The organism is Pseudomonas sp. R9.37 (assembly GCF_963878885.1).
Lineage (GTDB): Bacteria > Pseudomonadota > Gammaproteobacteria > Pseudomonadales > Pseudomonadaceae > Aquipseudomonas.
In genome coordinates this window covers 106187-122699 of the sequence record NZ_CAWNZA010000002.1, presented here as the reverse complement: position 1 = coordinate 122699, position 16513 = coordinate 106187, and the positions used below count along the sequence as shown (strand labels likewise).

Below are 16513 nucleotides of genomic sequence, written 5' to 3'. Positions count from 1 at the left end.
TCAGGGCTGATAGCCCATCCGCCAACTCACGGCCCGGGTCGCCGCCAGCAAGCGCTGCGCCGCCGGGCCATCCTCATCGGCGTGGAACAGTGAGGTCGGGCCGACCACGGTCATCACCGCCGCCACCTGGCCGACCGCGTTGAACACCGGTGCCGACAACGCGTCGACGCCGGGCATCAGCAAACCGTGCACAAAGTGCAGGCCACGGCTGCGGATCTGCTCGCACGCGGTGGCGTAAGCCTGATCGTCCGCCAACGCATGGGCGATACCCGCCTGGATCTCGCGCTCGCGCAATTCCACGGTTTCCCGCGATGGCAGGTAAGCGCTGAACACCAGCCCGGTGGACGAGCTGAGCAGTGGCAACACCGAACCCAACTGCGTCACCACCGTGATCGCGCGCACCGCCGGCTCGATGTGCACCACGGTCGCGCCCTGGTTGCCCCACACCGCCAGAAAGCAGGTTTCATTCAACTCATCGCGCAGTTCCGCCAGGGGCAGGGCGCCGACTTTCAGCACATCCATGCTGCCCAGCGCGGCCAGCCCCACACGCAACGCCTCGCGACCCAGGCCGTAATGGTTGGTGGCGGTGTTCTGTTCAGCAAAACCCGAGGCGATCAGCGCCTGTAAATAACGGTGAACCTTGCTCGCCGGCATCTGCACATGCTCGGCCAGGCGCGACAGCGACGTGGCCGGCGACAGTTCGGCGAGAGCCTTGAGAATATCGGTGCCCACTTCGGCCGAGCGGACTTTCTGTTTACCGGTGTCGCGGGGCTTTTCCATGGAGGAGCGAGAATCCGAGAGGGGGAATGGGCGTCTTTATAGCTTGACGGTCGACAGTGATCAAATTACGTTATGCGTAACTGGATTACGATAAAAACAACTTCCGCTCAGAGGATGCTCCATGAACCTCGAATACATATCGGGCTTTGGCAATCAATTCGCCAGCGAAGCCCTGCCTGGCGCGCTGCCCATTGGCCAGAACTCCCCGCAAAAAGCCCCGTACGGCCTGTACACCGAACTGTTCTCCGGCACAGCCTTTACCATGGCGCGCAGCGAAGCCCGCCGCACCTGGCTGTACCGCATTCAGCCGTCGGCCAATCACCCGGCGTTCGTCAAGCTTGAGCGGCAGTTGGCCGGTGGGCCGTTGGGCACAGTGACGCCCAACCGCTTGCGCTGGAACCCTCTGGATATTCCGAGTGAGCCCACCGATTTCATCGACGGCCTGGTGGGCATGGTCGCCAACGCCGGGTCGCAACAGCCGTCTGGCATCAGCATCTACACCTACCGCGCCAATCGCTCGATGGAGCGCGTGTTCTTCAACGCCGACGGTGAACTGTTGATCGTCCCCGAGCAGGGTCGCCTGCGCATCGCCACCGAGTTGGGCGTGCTGGACGTGGAGCCGCTGGAAATTGTCGTACTGCCGCGGGGCCTGAAATTTCGCGTCGAACTGCTGGACGCGCAAGCACGCGGCTACATCGCGGAAAACCACGGCGCGCCGCTGCGCCTGCCCGACCTTGGCCCGATTGGCAGCAACGGCCTGGCCAACCCGCGTGACTTCCTCACACCGGTTGCCCACTACGAAGACCTCAAAAAGCCGACAACGCTGGTGCAGAAATTTCTCGGCGAGCTGTGGGGCTGCGAACTCGATCACTCACCGCTCAACGTGGTCGCCTGGCACGGCAATAACGTGCCGTACAAATACGACCTGCGCCGTTTCAACACCATGGGTACCGTGAGCTTCGATCATCCGGACCCGTCGATTTTTACCGTATTGACCTCGCCCACCAGCGTGCACGGCCTGGCCAACCTCGACTTCGTCATCTTCCCGCCGCGCTGGATGGTGGCCGAGAACACCTTCCGGCCGCCGTGGTTCCACCGCAACCTGATGAACGAATACATGGGCCTGATCCAGGGCGCCTACGACGCCAAGGCCGAAGGCTTCCTGCCCGGCGGCGCCTCGCTGCACAGCTGCATGAGCGCGCACGGCCCGGACGGTGAAACCTGCACCAAGGCGATCAATGTCGAGCTGGCGCCGCACAAGATTGATAACACCATGGCCTTCATGTTCGAGACCAGCCAAGTGCTGCGCCCCACACAGTTCGCCCTGGAATGCCCGCAACTGCAACCCGCTTACGACGCGTGCTGGGCCTCACTGCCTGCCACCTTCAACCCGAACCGGAGATAACCCATGACTCAACCAACCCTAGCCCGCAGTTGGGTGGCCTCCGCCAACGGTCACCAGGACTTTCCCCTGCAGAACCTGCCGCTGGGCGTGTTCAGTATCAATGGCTCGGCACCGCGCAGCGGCGTGGCGATTGGCGACTGCATTCTCGACCTGCACGCGGCCCTGGATGAGTTTGACGGCGAAGCCCGCCGCGCGGTCGAGGCGACTGTCGGCGGCCAGTTGAATGCGTTCTTCGAGCTTGGCCGTGGCCCGCGTTTGGCCTTGCGCGAACGCCTGCTGGAGCTGCTTGCCGAAGGCAGCAAACTGCAAACCCGTGAGGCGCAGGTGCTGCACTTCGCCGCTGATTGCCAGATGCACTTGCCGGCAAAAATCAATGATTACACCGACTTTTACGTCGGCATCGAACACGCGCAGAACGTCGGCAAATTGTTCCGTCCCGACAACCCTCTGCTGCCCAACTACAAATACGTGCCGATCGGTTATCACGGCCGTGCCTCCACCATCCGCCCGTCGGGCACCGAGGTGCGTCGGCCTAAAGGCCAGACGCTGCCGGCCGGCCAAACCGAGCCAACGTTTGGCCCTTGCGCGCGCCTGGATTACGAACTGGAACTGGGCATCTGGATCGGCCAGGGCAATGCCATGGGCGACGCGATCGCGATTGGCGATGCGGCTGAGCACATCGCTGGTTTCTGCCTGCTCAATGACTGGTCGGCGCGCGATATCCAGGCCTGGGAATACCAGCCGCTGGGGCCTTTCCTGTCGAAAAGTTTCATCACCAGCATTTCGCCCTGGGTGGTGACGGCCGAAGCCTTGGAGCCGTTCCGCAAAGCCCAACCGGCACGCCCCGAGGGCGATCCGCAACCGCTGCCGTACCTGCTGGATAAGCGTGACCAGGCCGCAGGCGGTTTCGACATCGAACTGGAAGTGCTGCTGACCACCGCCGCGATGCGCGAGCAAAACCTGCCGGCCCATCGCCTGACCCTGAGCAACACCCAGCACATGTACTGGACTGTGGCGCAAATGGTTGCGCACCACAGCGTCAACGGCTGCCAATTGCAGGCCGGTGATCTGTTTGGTTCGGGCACCTTGTCTGGGCCGCAGCCGGGGCAGTTCGGCAGCCTGCTGGAGATTACCGAAGGCGGTAAAAAGCCGATTGAACTGGCCTCGGGCGAGGTCCGTAAGTTTCTCGAAGACGGCGACGAAATCATCCTGCGCGCGCGTTGCAGCCGCGAAGGGTTTGCCTCCATCGGGTTCGGCGAGTGCCGTGGCATCGTCGTCGCGGCGCGTTAAGAGGGCAGGGCGATGGAACTCTACACTTACTACCGCTCCACCTCGTCATACCGCGTGCGTATCGCCCTGGCGCTCAAGGGGCTGGACGTCACCGCGGTGCCGGTCAATTTGCTGGTGCCGCCGGGCGGTGCCAATCGCCAGCCGGACTACCTGGCGATCAACCCGCAGGGCCGCGTGCCGGCGTTGCGCACGGACGAAGGCGAACTGTTGATTCAGTCGCCGGCAATCATCGAGTACCTGGAGGAGCGTTATCCACAGGCGCCGCTGCTTTCCAGGGACTTGGCGACCCGTGCCCATGAGCGTGCAGTAGCGTCGATCATCGGCTGCGATATTCATCCGCTGCACAACTCCAGCACCCAGAACCTGCTGCGCAAGTGGGGGCATGACGAGGCGCAATTGCTGGAGTGGATCGGCCATTGGATCAGCCAGGGCTTGGGCGCGGTCGAGCAGTTGATTGGCGATAAAGGTTTTTGCTTTGGCGAGCAGCCGGGGATGGCGGATGCGTTTCTGATTCCGCAGCTGTACGCGGCGGAGCGCTTCAAGGTGGCGTTGACCGCCTACCCGCGTATCGGGCGCGTGGCGGCACTGGCGGCGCAGCATCCGGCATTTGTGCAGGCGCACCCAGCCAACCAACCCGATACCCCAGATACACCCTAAATCATTGTGGGAGCTGGCTTGCCTGCGATAGCGGTCTGTCAGTTGATTATTCTCTGACTGACACTCCGGCATCGCAGGCAAGCCAGCTCCCACAGTTGTTCGGCGTCATTCTTATAAAAATAATAGGTACCTTGCGATGCACAATCAGATTGCCAGCTTTCGTGCGGCACTCGACGCCCGTCCGGTGTCGCGCTATCAGTGGTTGATTCTTCTGTTGCTGGCGCTGCTGCTGGTGACCGATGGCTACGATGCCCAAGTGCTGGGCTATGTGGTGCCGGCCTTGGCCAAGGATTGGAGCCTGGAAAAAGCCGCCTTCGGTCCCGTGTTCAGCGCCAACCTGCTTGGGCTGACGTTGGGTTCGTTGCTGGTGACGCCGCTGGCCGACCGCTTTGGCGTGCGCCGCATCTTGCTCGGCTGTGTGCTGATTTATGCCAGCCTCACGGTGCTGATGGTGTTCGCCAACTCCCTGACCACGCTGATGGCTGCGCGGTTTATCTGCGGCATCGGTATGGGCGGAGCGATGCCGAGTGCCATGGCGTTGATGTCGGAATATTCGCCGCCACGTATGCGCACTTTGATGGTGACCTTGGCCGCCTGTGGCTTCTCGTTCGGCGGCGCAGCAGGCGGGTTTGTGGCGGCAGGCTTTATCGAAGGCTACGGGTGGCAGGCGGTCTTCCTGGCGGGTGGTGTGACGCCATTGCTGCTGTTCCCGTTCCTTGTGTGGCTGCTGCCGGAATCGCTGCCACGTTTATTGCGTGATGCACCGCCGTACGCACGCCTGCAAAAGGTCACGGCGCGCATGCTGCCCGACTGGCAAGCGCCGCGTTCGAATGAAGCAGAAAATCGCCAGGAGCAAGGCAGCAAGCTCACGGTGGTGGAGTTGTTCCGTAACGGCTACGCACGCCCGACCGTGCTGATCTGGGCGACCTTTTTTGTCAGCCTGATCCTGCTGTATTTCATGATCAGCTGGTTGCCATCGCTGTTGCTGGAAAGCGGCCTCGCGTTGAAAGAAGCCAACCTGGTGACCTCGATGTTCCTGTTCGCCGGCACCTTGGGCGCAATCGGCATGGCCTGGTTCGCAGACCGCCTGAAAAGCAAAGTGCGGCTGTTGTCCGGCGTGTTGGCCGCCGCTGCGGTGTGCACCATTCTGCTCGGCTTGAATCACGATAACCCGCGTTATCTGGTGGCCTGTGTGTTTGCGGCCGGGTTCTGCATCATCGGTGGGCAACTGACCCTCAATGCCTTCGCCAGCAATTTCTACCCGGCGCATGTGCGCGCCACGGGCACCGGCTGGGCTTTGGGCGTGGGGCGATTCGGGTCAATCCTGGGACCGCTATTTGGCAGCATGCTGTTGGCGATGCATATCCCGGTGCAGCAGATTTTCTTCTTCTGCGCGATTCCGGCGGTGATTGCAGCGCTGTTGATCATTCAAGTGCGTTCGCCTGGATCAGTTGCGGCGAAGGGGCCGTTCCACAGCGATATTCTCAAAGCACCGGCCAAGCACTGATGGTGTTGGCTGGGTAGATGTTGTGATGGCGTGTTGTGGCAAGCCCGCTCGCCACGACCAGCCATATAAGCCGCAATCACCAGTTCAATGCACCACTGAATTGGGCGGCAAGTGCCCCAGCCGCTCGGTCAGGCGCAGGCGCTGGATCGGGTCTTCGCTGAGCAACAACGCGTGCTCCAGGTCGAAGCGCTCGGCGCTGGGGCAATCCAGGCGCTGGTACAGGCTGGCCCGAGCCAAATAATCGGCGGCGCTGGCGTTGCCCAATTCCAGCACGCGCTCGGCGTCGATCAAGGCGGCCAGCGGGTTGTCGTTGGAGAGGTGCAGTTGGCGCAGGTTGCGTGACAACCGTTGCAGGATCGAGCGCGGCTCGGCGGAGAGCAAGTGGTCGGCCTGTAACTTGAGGTTCGGGCCGTACTGGCGGTGCAGCAACTCACGGCAATCATTGGGGTACAGACGCCGCCCGCCGCAGGGGTCCAGCAGGTGATCGGCACCGGGCACGCGCAGCAGGAAATGCCCCGGAAAATTCACACCGACCATCGGAATGTCCAGGCGCCGGGCCATCTCCAGCGCAATCAGGCCCATCGCCAACGGCTGCCCGCGTTTACGTTGCAGCACCTTGTCGAGAAGGGCCGCGGCGGGGCGCAGTGGGGTGAAGTCATCCTGAGCGAAGCCCAGGTCATTCAGGCGCCGCAGCAGCGGTTGGCCGAGTTCATCCGCCGGCAACAGGGGCATGCCCACGCTGACCTGTTGTTGCAGCACGGTCAGCTCTTGCAGGATCAACAGCGGCTGTACGGCCGGGTCGTGTTCGGCAGCAATCCACAGCGCGGCTTCAAACAGCGCTGGGGGTGAACGGTCCAGGCAGGCGAAAAAGGCTGTGCGGGGATTCATTGCGTTCTCCGGCGGATGCCCCCGTTTTAGCCTTGCTGTGAATTTTCGTCCAGTGATTAAGAAATATCCGGCCTGCTTATGTCGCGGGGTCTGTGAATTGGCTCGGCTTATTCCAGCGCACTTCGGCAGTTTCCTACCGTCAGCCTATACTTGGGCCTCTACCAGAAGTGATTCGGGAGCTTGACGATGTTTGCTCTCATGCACAGCACCCGCCTTGAATCGCTGCACCTGAGCGTCGATCCGGTGACCGGGCTGAAGGCGGTCATAGCCATTCACAACAGCCGCCTGGGCCCCGCCTTGGGCGGTTGTCGCTACCTTTCATACCCCGACGATGAAAGTGCCGTGGCTGATGCCGCGCGCCTGGCTCAAGGCATGAGCTACAAGGCTGCCCTGGCCGGTTTGCCGGTGGGCGGCGGCACGGCGGTCATCATCCGCCCCGTACACGTGGAAAGCCGCGCAGCGCTGTTCGAAGCGTTTGGCCGTTGCATCGAAAAGCTCGACGGCCGCTTCATCACCTCCATCGACAGCGGCACCTCGGTGGCAGACATGGATTGCATCGCCCAGCACACCCGCTTCGTCACCAGCACCACTGCCGCGGGCGATCCGGCGCCGCATGCGGCCATGGGCGTGTTCACCGGCATCCGCGCTGCCGCCATGGCCCGGCTGGGCAGCGACAACCTTGAAGGATTGCGCGTGGCCGTCCAGGGCCTGGGCAATGTGGGTTATGCACTGGCCGAGCAACTGCACGCGGCCGGCGCCGAACTGCTGGTCAGCGACATCGATAATGGCAAGGTGCAACTGGCCATGGAGCAGCTCGGCGCGCACCCCATCGCCAATGACGCCTTGCTCAGCACGCCGTGCGACATTCTTGCGCCTTGCGGCGTCGGCGCCGTGTTCAATCGACACAGCGTTGGCCAGTTACGCTGCGCCGCCGTGGCGGGTTCGGCCAGCGCGCAACTCACCACCCTGGACATCGCCGACCAGTTGGAAGGGCGCGGCATCCTTTACGCGCCGGACTATGTGATCAATTCCGGCGGCCTGATCTACGTCGCCCTTAAACATAGCGGCGCCGAGCTGCCGAGCATCACCGCGCACCTGGCGAACATCGGCACGCGCCTGACGGAAATCTTCGCCCACGCCCAAGCCGAAAAACGCTCGCCCGCCCGGGTGGCAGATGAGCTGGCCGAACGCTTGCTCTACCCATAATCGGGCATTAAAAAGGCCCTGAATCAATGATTCAGGGCCTGTTCAATTCGGGCTTTATTCCGCCGTTGGGTTCAGCAACTCGGACAATGCGTCCGGTTGGCTCTTGAACGCCTTGGCAAATACATCGCGATTCTTCGCCATATAGATCCCGGCTTCTTCCACCTGCTGCTCGCTCAGGGACGGCACGGCTTTTTGCAACACTTCTGCCAGCAACTCAGCGAGTTCAAGCATTTTGTCATGACGGTCAGCTTCGGCTTTATCCATGAACAAACGCTCCAGATCTCGGCTGCTGCGGTATACCACTTCGACGGCCATTCACCACCTCACATGCCTTCACGATAGTTGTCTTTTGCGACTACTGTATTTATATACAGCGAAAAGGGTAAGCCAAACCACGGGGTTTGGGTAGCAGTTTTTTAATGTAGTCGGGAAATAGGCATTGAGCACTGCCGCGAGGCGCCCGTAGTCGAGGCTGGCGCCTTACCTGTGACGACCTTGTGTCTCATATCACGCGGCCACCATCTCAACTTCTACTGTCTGGCCTTTTTTCTGCATGCAGAACAACCGTCACGTCCAAACCGCATTATCCGGTCGAGCCGACCTAAGGAAGCATCATCGTGAAAATCAACTGGGCCGAAAAACTGCGCCAGAACGTCCATGGGCTGGCTGAGTCGCTGGGTAATTTGTTTGTCGAGACATTCCACTACCTGGCGCTGTTCGCCATTGGTGCGGTGACCGCTTGGGCGGCGGTGATGGAGTTTCTGGGGATGCTGGAAACCGGGCACATCAAGATCGATGACATTTTGCTGCTGTTCATCTACCTGGAATTAGGTGCCATGGTCGGGATTTATTTCAAGACCAACCACATGCCGGTGCGCTTCCTGATCTACGTGGCAATCACCGCGCTCACGCGCCTGCTGATCTCCAACGTTTCCCACCACAACCCGCCGGACATCGGCATCATCTACCTGTGCGGCGGGATTCTGCTGTTGGCGTTCTCGATTCTGGTGGTGCGCTACGCCTCGTCGGCATTTCCTTCGGTGAAAGTCGAAGGCCCGCGTCGCAAAGGCGAGGCGAGCCTGGAAACCGAGAAGGGCGAGCTTTAAAGCCCGACGCTGAAGGGCAGGGCGCGAGCGGGCGGTTGCTGCAGCAGTTTATGGTCGCCGTCCGTCATCACCGTCAGAATCTCCATGGCGCTGTGGCCCTGTTCGATGGCGATGCCGAATTGAATGCTTTGCACCAGCCGTTTGAGCCGTTGCGGATCGTTGCGCTGTTCGGCGCTGATCATGCGTTTGGCGACCACACCATCCTCGTTCGAGAGGGTGAGCATGATGCTGCCATCCAGCCGTTGGATGCTCAGGTTGACGCGGTATTTGGGCGTAAAGGTGTCGGTGATGATCTGAAAAGGATTGTCCATGGTGCGTTACCGCCTGATAAGAACATGCAGTCATTGACGACCGGTGTCTGGATTAGTTCGCGTTGCCTGACCACCGGCCACTCCGTCGCTGAGGTTTTCACAAGGTCCGTTTTCCTCAAGAGCTGTACAGCAAGGGCCGTGCCGTATAGCGCCCAGAGCCAGTGAAATCTCAATGTGGGAGCGGGCTTGCTCGCGAATGCGGTCCTCCAGCCAAGTATCTATTGGCTGATACGCCGCATTCGCGAGCAAGCCCGCTCCCACATTTGTTTTGTGTGGTTCTTGAGGTCAGTGCTTTGTTTCAGGGCAACACAGAGAAAACGATCGCAGACAGCGCAATCAGCCCGATCACCACCACAAACACATTCGACACTTGGCCCGAATACTGGCGCAGAGCAGGCACGCGGCGGATCGCATACATCGGCATCAGGAACAGCAGGCACGCGATGATTGGCCCGCCCAGGGTTTCGATCATGCCCAAAATGCTCGGGTTGAACGTGGCCACGGCCCAGCAGGTGAGCACCATGAACAGCGCGGTGCAGCGTTCCAGCCCTTTGGACGACAGCGTACGGTTACGCCCGCGCAGGGATTTGACGATCAAGCCCTGGAAGCCTTCGCTGGCACCGATGTAATGGCCGAGGAATGATTTGGTGATCGCCACCAGCGCGATCAACGGCGCGGCGTAGGCGATCACCGGCGTCTGGAAATGGTTTGCCAGGTACGACAGGATCGAGATGTTCTGCGCTTTGGCAGCCGCCAGGTCAGCCGGCGACAAGGCCAGCACGCAACTGAAGCAGAAAAACATTACGGTCAGCACCATCATGCCGTGCGCAGTGGCGAGGATGCCGCTGCTCTTGCGCTCGGCCTGGGCGCCGTACACACGTTTCTGGTCGACAGCGAAGGCGGAAATGATCGGCGAATGGTTGAAGGAAAACACCATCACCGGGATCGCCAGCCATAGGGTCTTAAAGAATATCGGCAGCGGCATGCCTTCGCTGGCGGAGGCGAAGAATGCGCCGTTCCAGTTGGGGATCAGGCTCACGGCCAGCAACAGCAGGGCAGCGACGAACGGGTACACCAGCACGCTCATGGCTTTGACGATCACGCCTTGGCCGCAGCGCACAATGGCCATCAGGCCGAGGATCAGCACCAGCGAGAGGATCGCCCGAGGCGGCGGGGCCATGTGCAGCTGGTGTTCCATGAAGCTGCTCAGGGTGTTGGTCAGCGCCACGCTGTACACCAGCAAAATCGGGAAGATGGCGAAGAAGTACAGCAAGGTGATCAGCTTGCCGGCGCCGACGCCGAAGTGTTCCTCGACTACGTCGGTGATGTCGCCGGATTTGCCTGACAGCACAAAGCGCGTCAGCCCACGGTGAGCGAAGAAGGTCATCGGGAAAGCCAGCAGCGCCAGCACGATCAGCGGCCAGAAGCCGCCGACGCCAGCATTGATCGGCAGAAACAAGGTGCCCGCGCCGATGGCGGTGCCGTAGAGACCCAGCATCCAGGTGGTGTCGTGTTTGGTCCAGCCTCTGGTAGCGGTGGTCTCTATTGCGACAGCGGGATTTTCAGCAGCAGGTGTACGTACATCGGTCATCGATATTGCCTCGTTATTATTTTTGCGCGGGCTCACGTTTAGGACGGGTTGCAGTGCTCCGATCAGCACTCCACCCAGCTGACCGCCAGGCCGCCCCGTGAAGTTTCTTTGTATTTGTCATGCATGTCGGCGCCGGTGTCGCGCATGGTGCGGATCACCCGGTCGAGGGAAATGAAGTGTTTGCCGTCACCGCGCAGGGCCATTTGCGTGGCATTGATTGCCGTGACCGCGGCGATGGCGTTGCGCTCGATGCACGGCACTTGCACCAGGCCGCCGACCGGGTCGCAGGTCAGGCCGAGGTTGTGTTCCAGGCCGATTTCGGCGGCGTTTTCCAGCTGCTCCGGGGTGGCGCCGAGGATATCGGCCAAACCTGCAGCGGCCATCGCGCAGGCGGAACCCACTTCGCCCTGGCAGCCGACTTCGGCGCCGGAGATCGAAGCGTTTTTCTTGCAGAGGATGCCGACGGCGGCGGCAGCCAGGAAGAAATTGACTACATCGTCATCAGACGCGTCGGCGTTGAACTTCATGTAGTAATGCAGCACCGCCGGGATGATCCCCGCCGCGCCATTGGTTGGCGCAGTGACCATGCGCCCGCCAGCGGCGTTTTCTTCGTTGACGGCGAGGGCAAACAGGTTGACCCATTCCATTGCCGACAATGTTGAAGTGATGACATTCGGCTTGCCGATTTCCAACAGGCTGCGGTGCAATTTCGCCGCGCGGCGTGGCACGTCCAGGCCACCCGGCAAGATGCCTTCATCGCGCAGGCCTTGCTCCACGCATTCGCGCATGACTGACCAGATGTGCAGCAGGCCGCTGCGGATGTCCTCATCGCTGCGCCACGCGCGTTCGTTGGCCATCATCAGTTCGGAAACCCGCAGACCGTGCTTGTTGCACAAGGCCAGCAGTTCGACGGCGCTGGAAAAGTCGTAGGGCAATTCAACATCGCTGGTCGGCGCAATGCCGGAAGCGGCTTCGGCCGCTTCGATGATGAAACCACCGCCCACCGAGTAATAGGTCTGTTCGCTCAGTGGGCCGTTGTCGCCATAGGCGTGCAGGGACATGGCGTTGGGGTGGTACGGCAGGCTTTCTTCCAGCAGCAGGAGGTCGGTGTGCCAGTTGAAGGCAATGGCCTGCTTACCTGCGAGCAGCAGTTGGCCGGTTTCGCGCAGTTGCTGGATACGTGCATTGATCGAGGTGGGATCGACTTTGTCTGGCCATTCGCCCATCAGCCCCATCACGCAGGCGCGGTCGGTGGCGTGGCCGACACCGGTGGCAGACAGCGAACCGTACAGGCGCACCTCGACACGGCGTGTTTGGCTCACCAATTGTTGGTCGGTGAGGGCCTGGGCAAAGGTCGCCGCCGCCCGCATCGGGCCGACGGTATGAGAGCTGGACGGGCCGATGCCCACCTTGAATAGATCGAAAACGCTGATAGCCATGCTAAAGCCTTACAAGCAATGGAGTAGGAATCGCTGCCATGTTTTGTAGGACGAGCGGAATTGGCGCGATACTGAGCCTCTGGAACGGCACTGACCAACGAATTATCCTAAGACACCCTTTAGCAGGACTAAACCCTATGACTCGGCCCCTTCATGGCCAGACGTATGTCTGGTTGCACGTTTTTTCCTGTGCGGCGCGGCATTTGTCGTTCACCCGATGCGCCGAAGAACTGCACATCACACCGGGGGCGGTGAGCCAACAGATCCGCCAGTTGGAAGAGCGTTTGGGGTTTCGTCTGTTTCACCGACGCGCGCGCGGCGTAGAGCTGAGCGCCGAGGGGCAGCGGCTGGCGGCGACGGTGGGCGAGGCCTACGGCAGCATTGATGCCGAGTTGCAGCGGCTGGACGCGGGAATGATCAGCGGCACCTTGCGCTTGCGTTCCATTCCGTCGTTTCTCGGTAAGTGGCTGACCCCGCGTTTGCCGCGTCTGCAGCAACGGTTTCCGGATATTCAACTGCGCATGGTCGCGGAAGACAGCAGCGTCGCCCTGCATGAGGGCGATTTCGACTTGGCCATCGACTTGAACGACGGCAGCTATCCCGGGCTGTTATCCACAGCCTTGCTCGATGAGCAGATTTTCCCGGTGTGCGCGCCCAGCTTGCTGCGTGGGCGTCCGCCACTGCATGGCCCGGCCGACCTGGTGCATTTTCCGCTGTTGCACGACATCACCGCCTGGCGTGGGAGTTATGAATACGCTGAGTGGGAGTTTTACTTGAATGCCATCGGCTACCACCACGCCGATGTACGGCGTGGGCACACGTTCAACCGCAATCACCTGACCATCGAGGCCGCCATTGCCGGCATGGGCGTGGCGATTGCACGGCGAACCTTGCTCAATGACGAACTGGAGCGTGGCACTTTGATCGTGCCGTTCGGCGTCGCGGTGCCAAACCACAAACGCTACGTGCTGCTGTACGCGCCGGGCGCGCTGAGCCATCCGGGCGTACGCGCGGTGCATGACTGGCTGGTGGAGGAAGCGGGGATTTTTCGCGGATTGCACCCGTTGGGAGAGGGGCAATTATAAGGTTGGCTAAGCGTAAGAAGATGTAACTAACTCCCCACCCTAACAGCGTTTTTGCTCGTCGTCAGGCTTAATTCGTAATATGGAATTTATCTTTGCAAAGGGGTTGAATTGTTCTTCTGAGTGCTCAATTGTGTAAACAAGAGGTCATGGTTTCACCACCCCGGTGTTGCAGTTTGTGACCTCCTGCGAGCTAGCTGAAATAAGGGAAGAACTATGCAAATCCAAGTCAATAGCGATAACCATATTGAAAGCAGCATCCGACTGGAGGAGTGGGTACGTACTACCATTGAGAGCACGCTCGAACGTTACGAAGAAGACCTGACCCGCGTCGAGGTCTACCTGAAAGACGAGAATGGCGATAAGCCTGGTCCCCACGATTTGAGTTGCCGCCTGGAAGCACGGCCAAAGGGCCATCAACCACTGTCGGTATTGCACAAGGCGGACACCCTGGAACAGGCAATTGATGGCGCAGCCACCAAGCTTGAGCATGCGCTGGAGCATCTGTACGGAAAGTTACGCGGCAAACCACGCGCCGCTGGGCAAGCTCTGCCTGATACCAAGGCCGATGAGGCCGAACTCGAAGAGGAATTTCTGGAAAACGAACAGGCTGCGCTTAACGGCTGATAGCTGAGTGTTTTTTCAATCCAATCAAACGGGCCTGCATCTGCAGGCCCGTTTTTGTTTAGCTGCCGCGTCGGAAGAAATACCTGCTCAACAACGCCAATCCACAAGCGCCTATGCCGGCAAAAAGCATCGCCCAACCGGCGCCATGGCGCAGGGCCGCCTGGGCATCTGCGGGTGCGAGCATCGGCGTGTCCAACTTGCCTGCAGCGATGTTCTGGCTGATCGCGGGCCAATCCAGGGCCGTGGTATGGGGCAACAGGCCAGAGAGGTGATGACCGATGCCGAGCAACAGCACCAGGCCCATCAGCGCGATGTTAAGTGCCAGCGTGATCAGTCGCGCACTCAGGTCAATGCCCGAGGCCATGCCCGCGCGGTCGGCCGAGACGGAGCCGGTGGTGGTGTTGGTGGTCGGTGAGTTGGTCAGTGCCAGCCCCACGCCAGCCGTCACGCAGCTGAAAAGCACGAGTACGACGCTCGGATGTTCGGCGCCATTGGCCGCCGCCATGGCCATAAAACCCGCACCCATCATGCCCAGGCCCAACGGGATGATGCGGTCGGCGCCATAGCGCAGGGCCAGGCGTTCAGCCAGCGGCGGCACCAGCAAGGTGGGCAAGGTATAGGCGAGCAGGGCGCCGCCGGTGGTCATGGTGTCGTAGCCCAGGCCCGCCTGGAAGTAGAGCGGCAGGTAGATCATGAACGGCCAGAAGCTGAAGTTCATGCCAACCGAACCCATCAAGGCGCCGTTGAAGCGCTGAATACGAAACACCGAGAAATCGAACATCGGGTGAGCGCTGCGGCGCTCGACAGCGATGAACAGCAGCAGCGCCATCAGCGACAAGCCCGCCCAGCCCAGCATGGCCGGTGAGCCGAAACCATGCTCGCTGCCCTGAGTGATGAAGTAGACCAGGGCGAACACCGACAGTGTCAGGGTCAGCATGCCCGCAATATCCAGACGATGGCCGGCCGGGTCGCGCGACTCCTGCACGCTGATACGCAGCAGTACCAAGGTCAACAATGTCAGCGGCGCGTGTACCAGGAACACCCAGCGCCAGTCCGCGATTGCCAGAATCAACGCCCCTACCATCGGTCCGAAGCCAAGTCCCACGCCCGCGATCACGCCCTGAACAAAACGCGCTGCGATCAGCGTGGAAGCATTGTTTGCCATGCCACATGCCAGCGAGGCCAGGCCAAACACCCATAAGCACAGCACCAGCATGCGTCGCCGGCCAAAGCGATCAGCCAGTGTGCCGGCTGCCATCAACACGCTGGTGCAGGCCAGGGTGTAAGCATTCATGATCCATTGGGCATCCTGAAAACCTGTGCCCAGTTGCTGTTCCAGGGTGGGAAGGATGACCGGCACGCTGGAGATTTCCAGGCCGAACATCAGGGCGACGAGGCAGACGGCGGTGAGGGCAAGGCTATCTCTGGCGGTGCGCGGAGCGCTGACGGCCGATACAGCGGCGGCGGGCGGCATGGGGGTGTTCCTTACGGTTGAGTGAAACCCTATTCTCGCGGGAACAGATTTCCTTATTCGTGATAAGTTTTCCTTTGATAAGGGAATCAAGAGCGACAATAGAATCATGGCCACTCCGCGTTTTGATGGCGTTGAACTCTTTCTGCAGATCGTCGAAAGCGGCAACCTGACCGAGGCCGCCGAACGGCTCAACCTCACGCGCTCTGCGGTGGGTAAAGGCTTGGCGCGACTGGAAGCCCGCCTGGGCACCTGCCTGTTGCAGCGTTCCACCCGCCGCCAGCGTCTGACCGAAGACGGGCAGGCGTACTACGAGCATTGCTTGCGCGCACTGGCCGAGTTGGAAGCCGCCGAGTCGGTGCTGGAGAGTGGCCGGCAACAGCCGCGTGGGCGGTTAAGGGCGAGCCTGCCGCTGGCGTTTGGTCACCACTACGCGGCGCCTGCTTTGTGGGGCTTGATGGACCGTTATCCACAATTAGAGATCGAGATCTCGTTCTCTGACCGGCTGATAGACCTGGCACAGGAAGGCTTCGACGTGGCCGTGCGCATTGGCCCGCTGCCGGACACCGACCGCCTGAGCGCACGCCGTTTGGGCGAGCAGTCCGTGGGGTTGGCCGCCTCACCGGCGTACTTGCAACGTGTGGGGCCAATTGAGTGTATTGATGACCTCGCCAGCCACCGAGGCATTGCCTACCGTTGCAACAATTTGTATCGCTCGGGGATGACATCGCCGTTGGTGCTGGACGACCTCCAGGCCGTGGCCGATGCCGCTATCGCCGGCGTGGGCCTGGCCTGGTTGCCGAGTTGGTTGATTGCGCACTATGTGCTGCGCGGCCAACTGCAAGCGGTCCTGCCGAGCCACCGCGACCAGCCTGCGCCGATCCATGTGATTTGGCCCACGGCCGCACACATGCCGGCGAAGACGCGTTGCGCAATCGATGCCCTGGTCGCCGGCACCCCAAGTTGCCTGGCGGGTAGCTGACCCTGACCAACAACCCCGATCCCCTGTGGGAGCCGTCGAGCTTCAGCGAGGCTGCGAAAGCGGTGGGTCAGGCACCTTGGATATCGCCAGTACCGCCGCCTTCGCAGCCTCGCCGGGGCTCGACAGCTCCCACAGTTAATCTCTATTGCGGGCGAGATTTGTACTTGTCGC

16 protein-coding genes are annotated in these 16513 nt (G+C 61.1%); 9 read left to right on the top strand and 7 right to left on the bottom strand.

Going from position 1 to position 16513, the window contains the following annotated elements:
* Complete coding sequence (locus AACU78_RS01630) at nt 1-780, bottom strand: IclR family transcriptional regulator (RefSeq protein WP_106579499.1); 780 nt, start codon at nt 778-780, stop codon at nt 1-3.
* A 121-nt stretch (nt 781-901) separates the two neighbouring features.
* Here AACU78_RS01630 and hmgA point away from each other — a divergent pair, with 121 nt between their 5' ends.
* From hmgA to AACU78_RS01610, 4 genes are all read left to right on the top strand, one after another.
* Nucleotides 902-2185, top strand: a complete 1284-nt coding sequence (hmgA, locus tag AACU78_RS01625; RefSeq protein ID WP_106579498.1) for a homogentisate 1,2-dioxygenase — start codon at nt 902-904, stop codon at nt 2183-2185.
* Between the two features lie 3 nt (nt 2186-2188).
* On the top strand, nt 2189-3475 hold the full coding sequence (gene fahA / locus AACU78_RS01620) for a fumarylacetoacetase (protein ID WP_106579497.1): 1287 nt from the start codon (nt 2189-2191) through the stop codon (nt 3473-3475).
* A 12-nt stretch (nt 3476-3487) separates the two neighbouring features.
* Nucleotides 3488-4132, top strand: a complete 645-nt coding sequence (gene maiA, locus AACU78_RS01615; protein WP_106579496.1) for a maleylacetoacetate isomerase — start codon at nt 3488-3490, stop codon at nt 4130-4132.
* Nucleotides 4133-4268: 136 nt separating this feature from the next.
* Nucleotides 4269-5639 carry an MFS transporter gene (locus AACU78_RS01610; protein WP_106579495.1) on the top strand — a complete coding sequence of 457 codons (1371 nt, stop codon included), beginning with the start codon at nt 4269-4271 and terminating at the stop codon, nt 5637-5639.
* A gap of 84 nt (nt 5640-5723) precedes the next feature.
* Here AACU78_RS01610 and AACU78_RS01605 read toward each other — a convergent pair whose 3' ends face one another.
* Nucleotides 5724-6527: a SirB1 family protein gene (locus AACU78_RS01605; RefSeq protein WP_106579494.1), complete on the bottom strand. Its 804-nt coding sequence runs from the start codon at nt 6525-6527 to the stop codon at nt 5724-5726.
* Nucleotides 6528-6713: 186 nt separating this feature from the next.
* Between AACU78_RS01605 and AACU78_RS01600 the strand changes: the two genes are divergently transcribed.
* Nucleotides 6714-7733, top strand: coding sequence for a Glu/Leu/Phe/Val dehydrogenase family protein (locus AACU78_RS01600; protein ID WP_106579493.1), 1020 nt, complete (start codon nt 6714-6716; stop codon nt 7731-7733).
* Between the two features lie 54 nt (nt 7734-7787).
* Here AACU78_RS01600 and AACU78_RS01595 read toward each other — a convergent pair whose 3' ends face one another.
* Entirely contained in the window at nt 7788-8048 is a 261-nt protein-coding gene (locus AACU78_RS01595) for a YebG family protein (RefSeq protein WP_016974596.1), read from the bottom strand.
* A 302-nt stretch (nt 8049-8350) separates the two neighbouring features.
* Between AACU78_RS01595 and AACU78_RS01590 the strand changes: the two genes are divergently transcribed.
* Entirely contained in the window at nt 8351-8839 is a 489-nt protein-coding gene (locus AACU78_RS01590; protein ID WP_106579492.1) for a phosphate-starvation-inducible protein PsiE, read from the top strand.
* On the opposite strand, the gene AACU78_RS01585 is transcribed toward AACU78_RS01590, so the two are convergent.
* From AACU78_RS01585 to AACU78_RS01575, 3 genes are all read right to left on the bottom strand, one after another.
* A complete protein-coding gene (locus AACU78_RS01585) occupies nt 8836-9150 on the bottom strand; it encodes a DUF3509 domain-containing protein (RefSeq protein WP_106579491.1) in 315 nt (104 codons plus the stop codon). The two genes, AACU78_RS01590 and AACU78_RS01585, sit on opposite strands and share 4 nt — an antisense overlap.
* Nucleotides 9151-9448: 298 nt before the next feature.
* Nucleotides 9449-10741, bottom strand: a complete 1293-nt coding sequence (locus AACU78_RS01580; RefSeq protein ID WP_106579490.1) for a serine/threonine transporter — start codon at nt 10739-10741, stop codon at nt 9449-9451.
* Between the two features lie 62 nt (nt 10742-10803).
* Nucleotides 10804-12180: an L-serine ammonia-lyase gene (locus AACU78_RS01575; protein WP_106579489.1), complete on the bottom strand. Its 1377-nt coding sequence runs from the start codon at nt 12178-12180 to the stop codon at nt 10804-10806.
* Between the two features lie 137 nt (nt 12181-12317).
* Between AACU78_RS01575 and AACU78_RS01570 the strand changes: the two genes are divergently transcribed.
* Together AACU78_RS01570 and AACU78_RS01565 are read left to right on the top strand one after the other, a co-directional pair.
* Complete coding sequence (locus tag AACU78_RS01570; protein WP_106579488.1) at nt 12318-13265, top strand: LysR substrate-binding domain-containing protein; 948 nt, start codon at nt 12318-12320, stop codon at nt 13263-13265.
* 213 nt (nt 13266-13478) lie between these two features.
* On the top strand, nt 13479-13889 hold the full coding sequence (locus AACU78_RS01565) for an HPF/RaiA family ribosome-associated protein (RefSeq protein WP_106579487.1): 411 nt from the start codon (nt 13479-13481) through the stop codon (nt 13887-13889).
* 58 nt (nt 13890-13947) lie between these two features.
* Here AACU78_RS01565 and AACU78_RS01560 read toward each other — a convergent pair whose 3' ends face one another.
* A complete protein-coding gene (locus AACU78_RS01560; protein ID WP_106579486.1) occupies nt 13948-15363 on the bottom strand; it encodes an MFS transporter in 1416 nt (471 codons plus the stop codon).
* A 106-nt stretch (nt 15364-15469) separates the two neighbouring features.
* Here AACU78_RS01560 and AACU78_RS01555 point away from each other — a divergent pair, with 106 nt between their 5' ends.
* Nucleotides 15470-16342, top strand: a complete 873-nt coding sequence (locus AACU78_RS01555; RefSeq protein ID WP_106579485.1) for a LysR family transcriptional regulator — start codon at nt 15470-15472, stop codon at nt 16340-16342.
* The last annotated feature ends 171 nt before the right edge of the window (nt 16343-16513 follow it).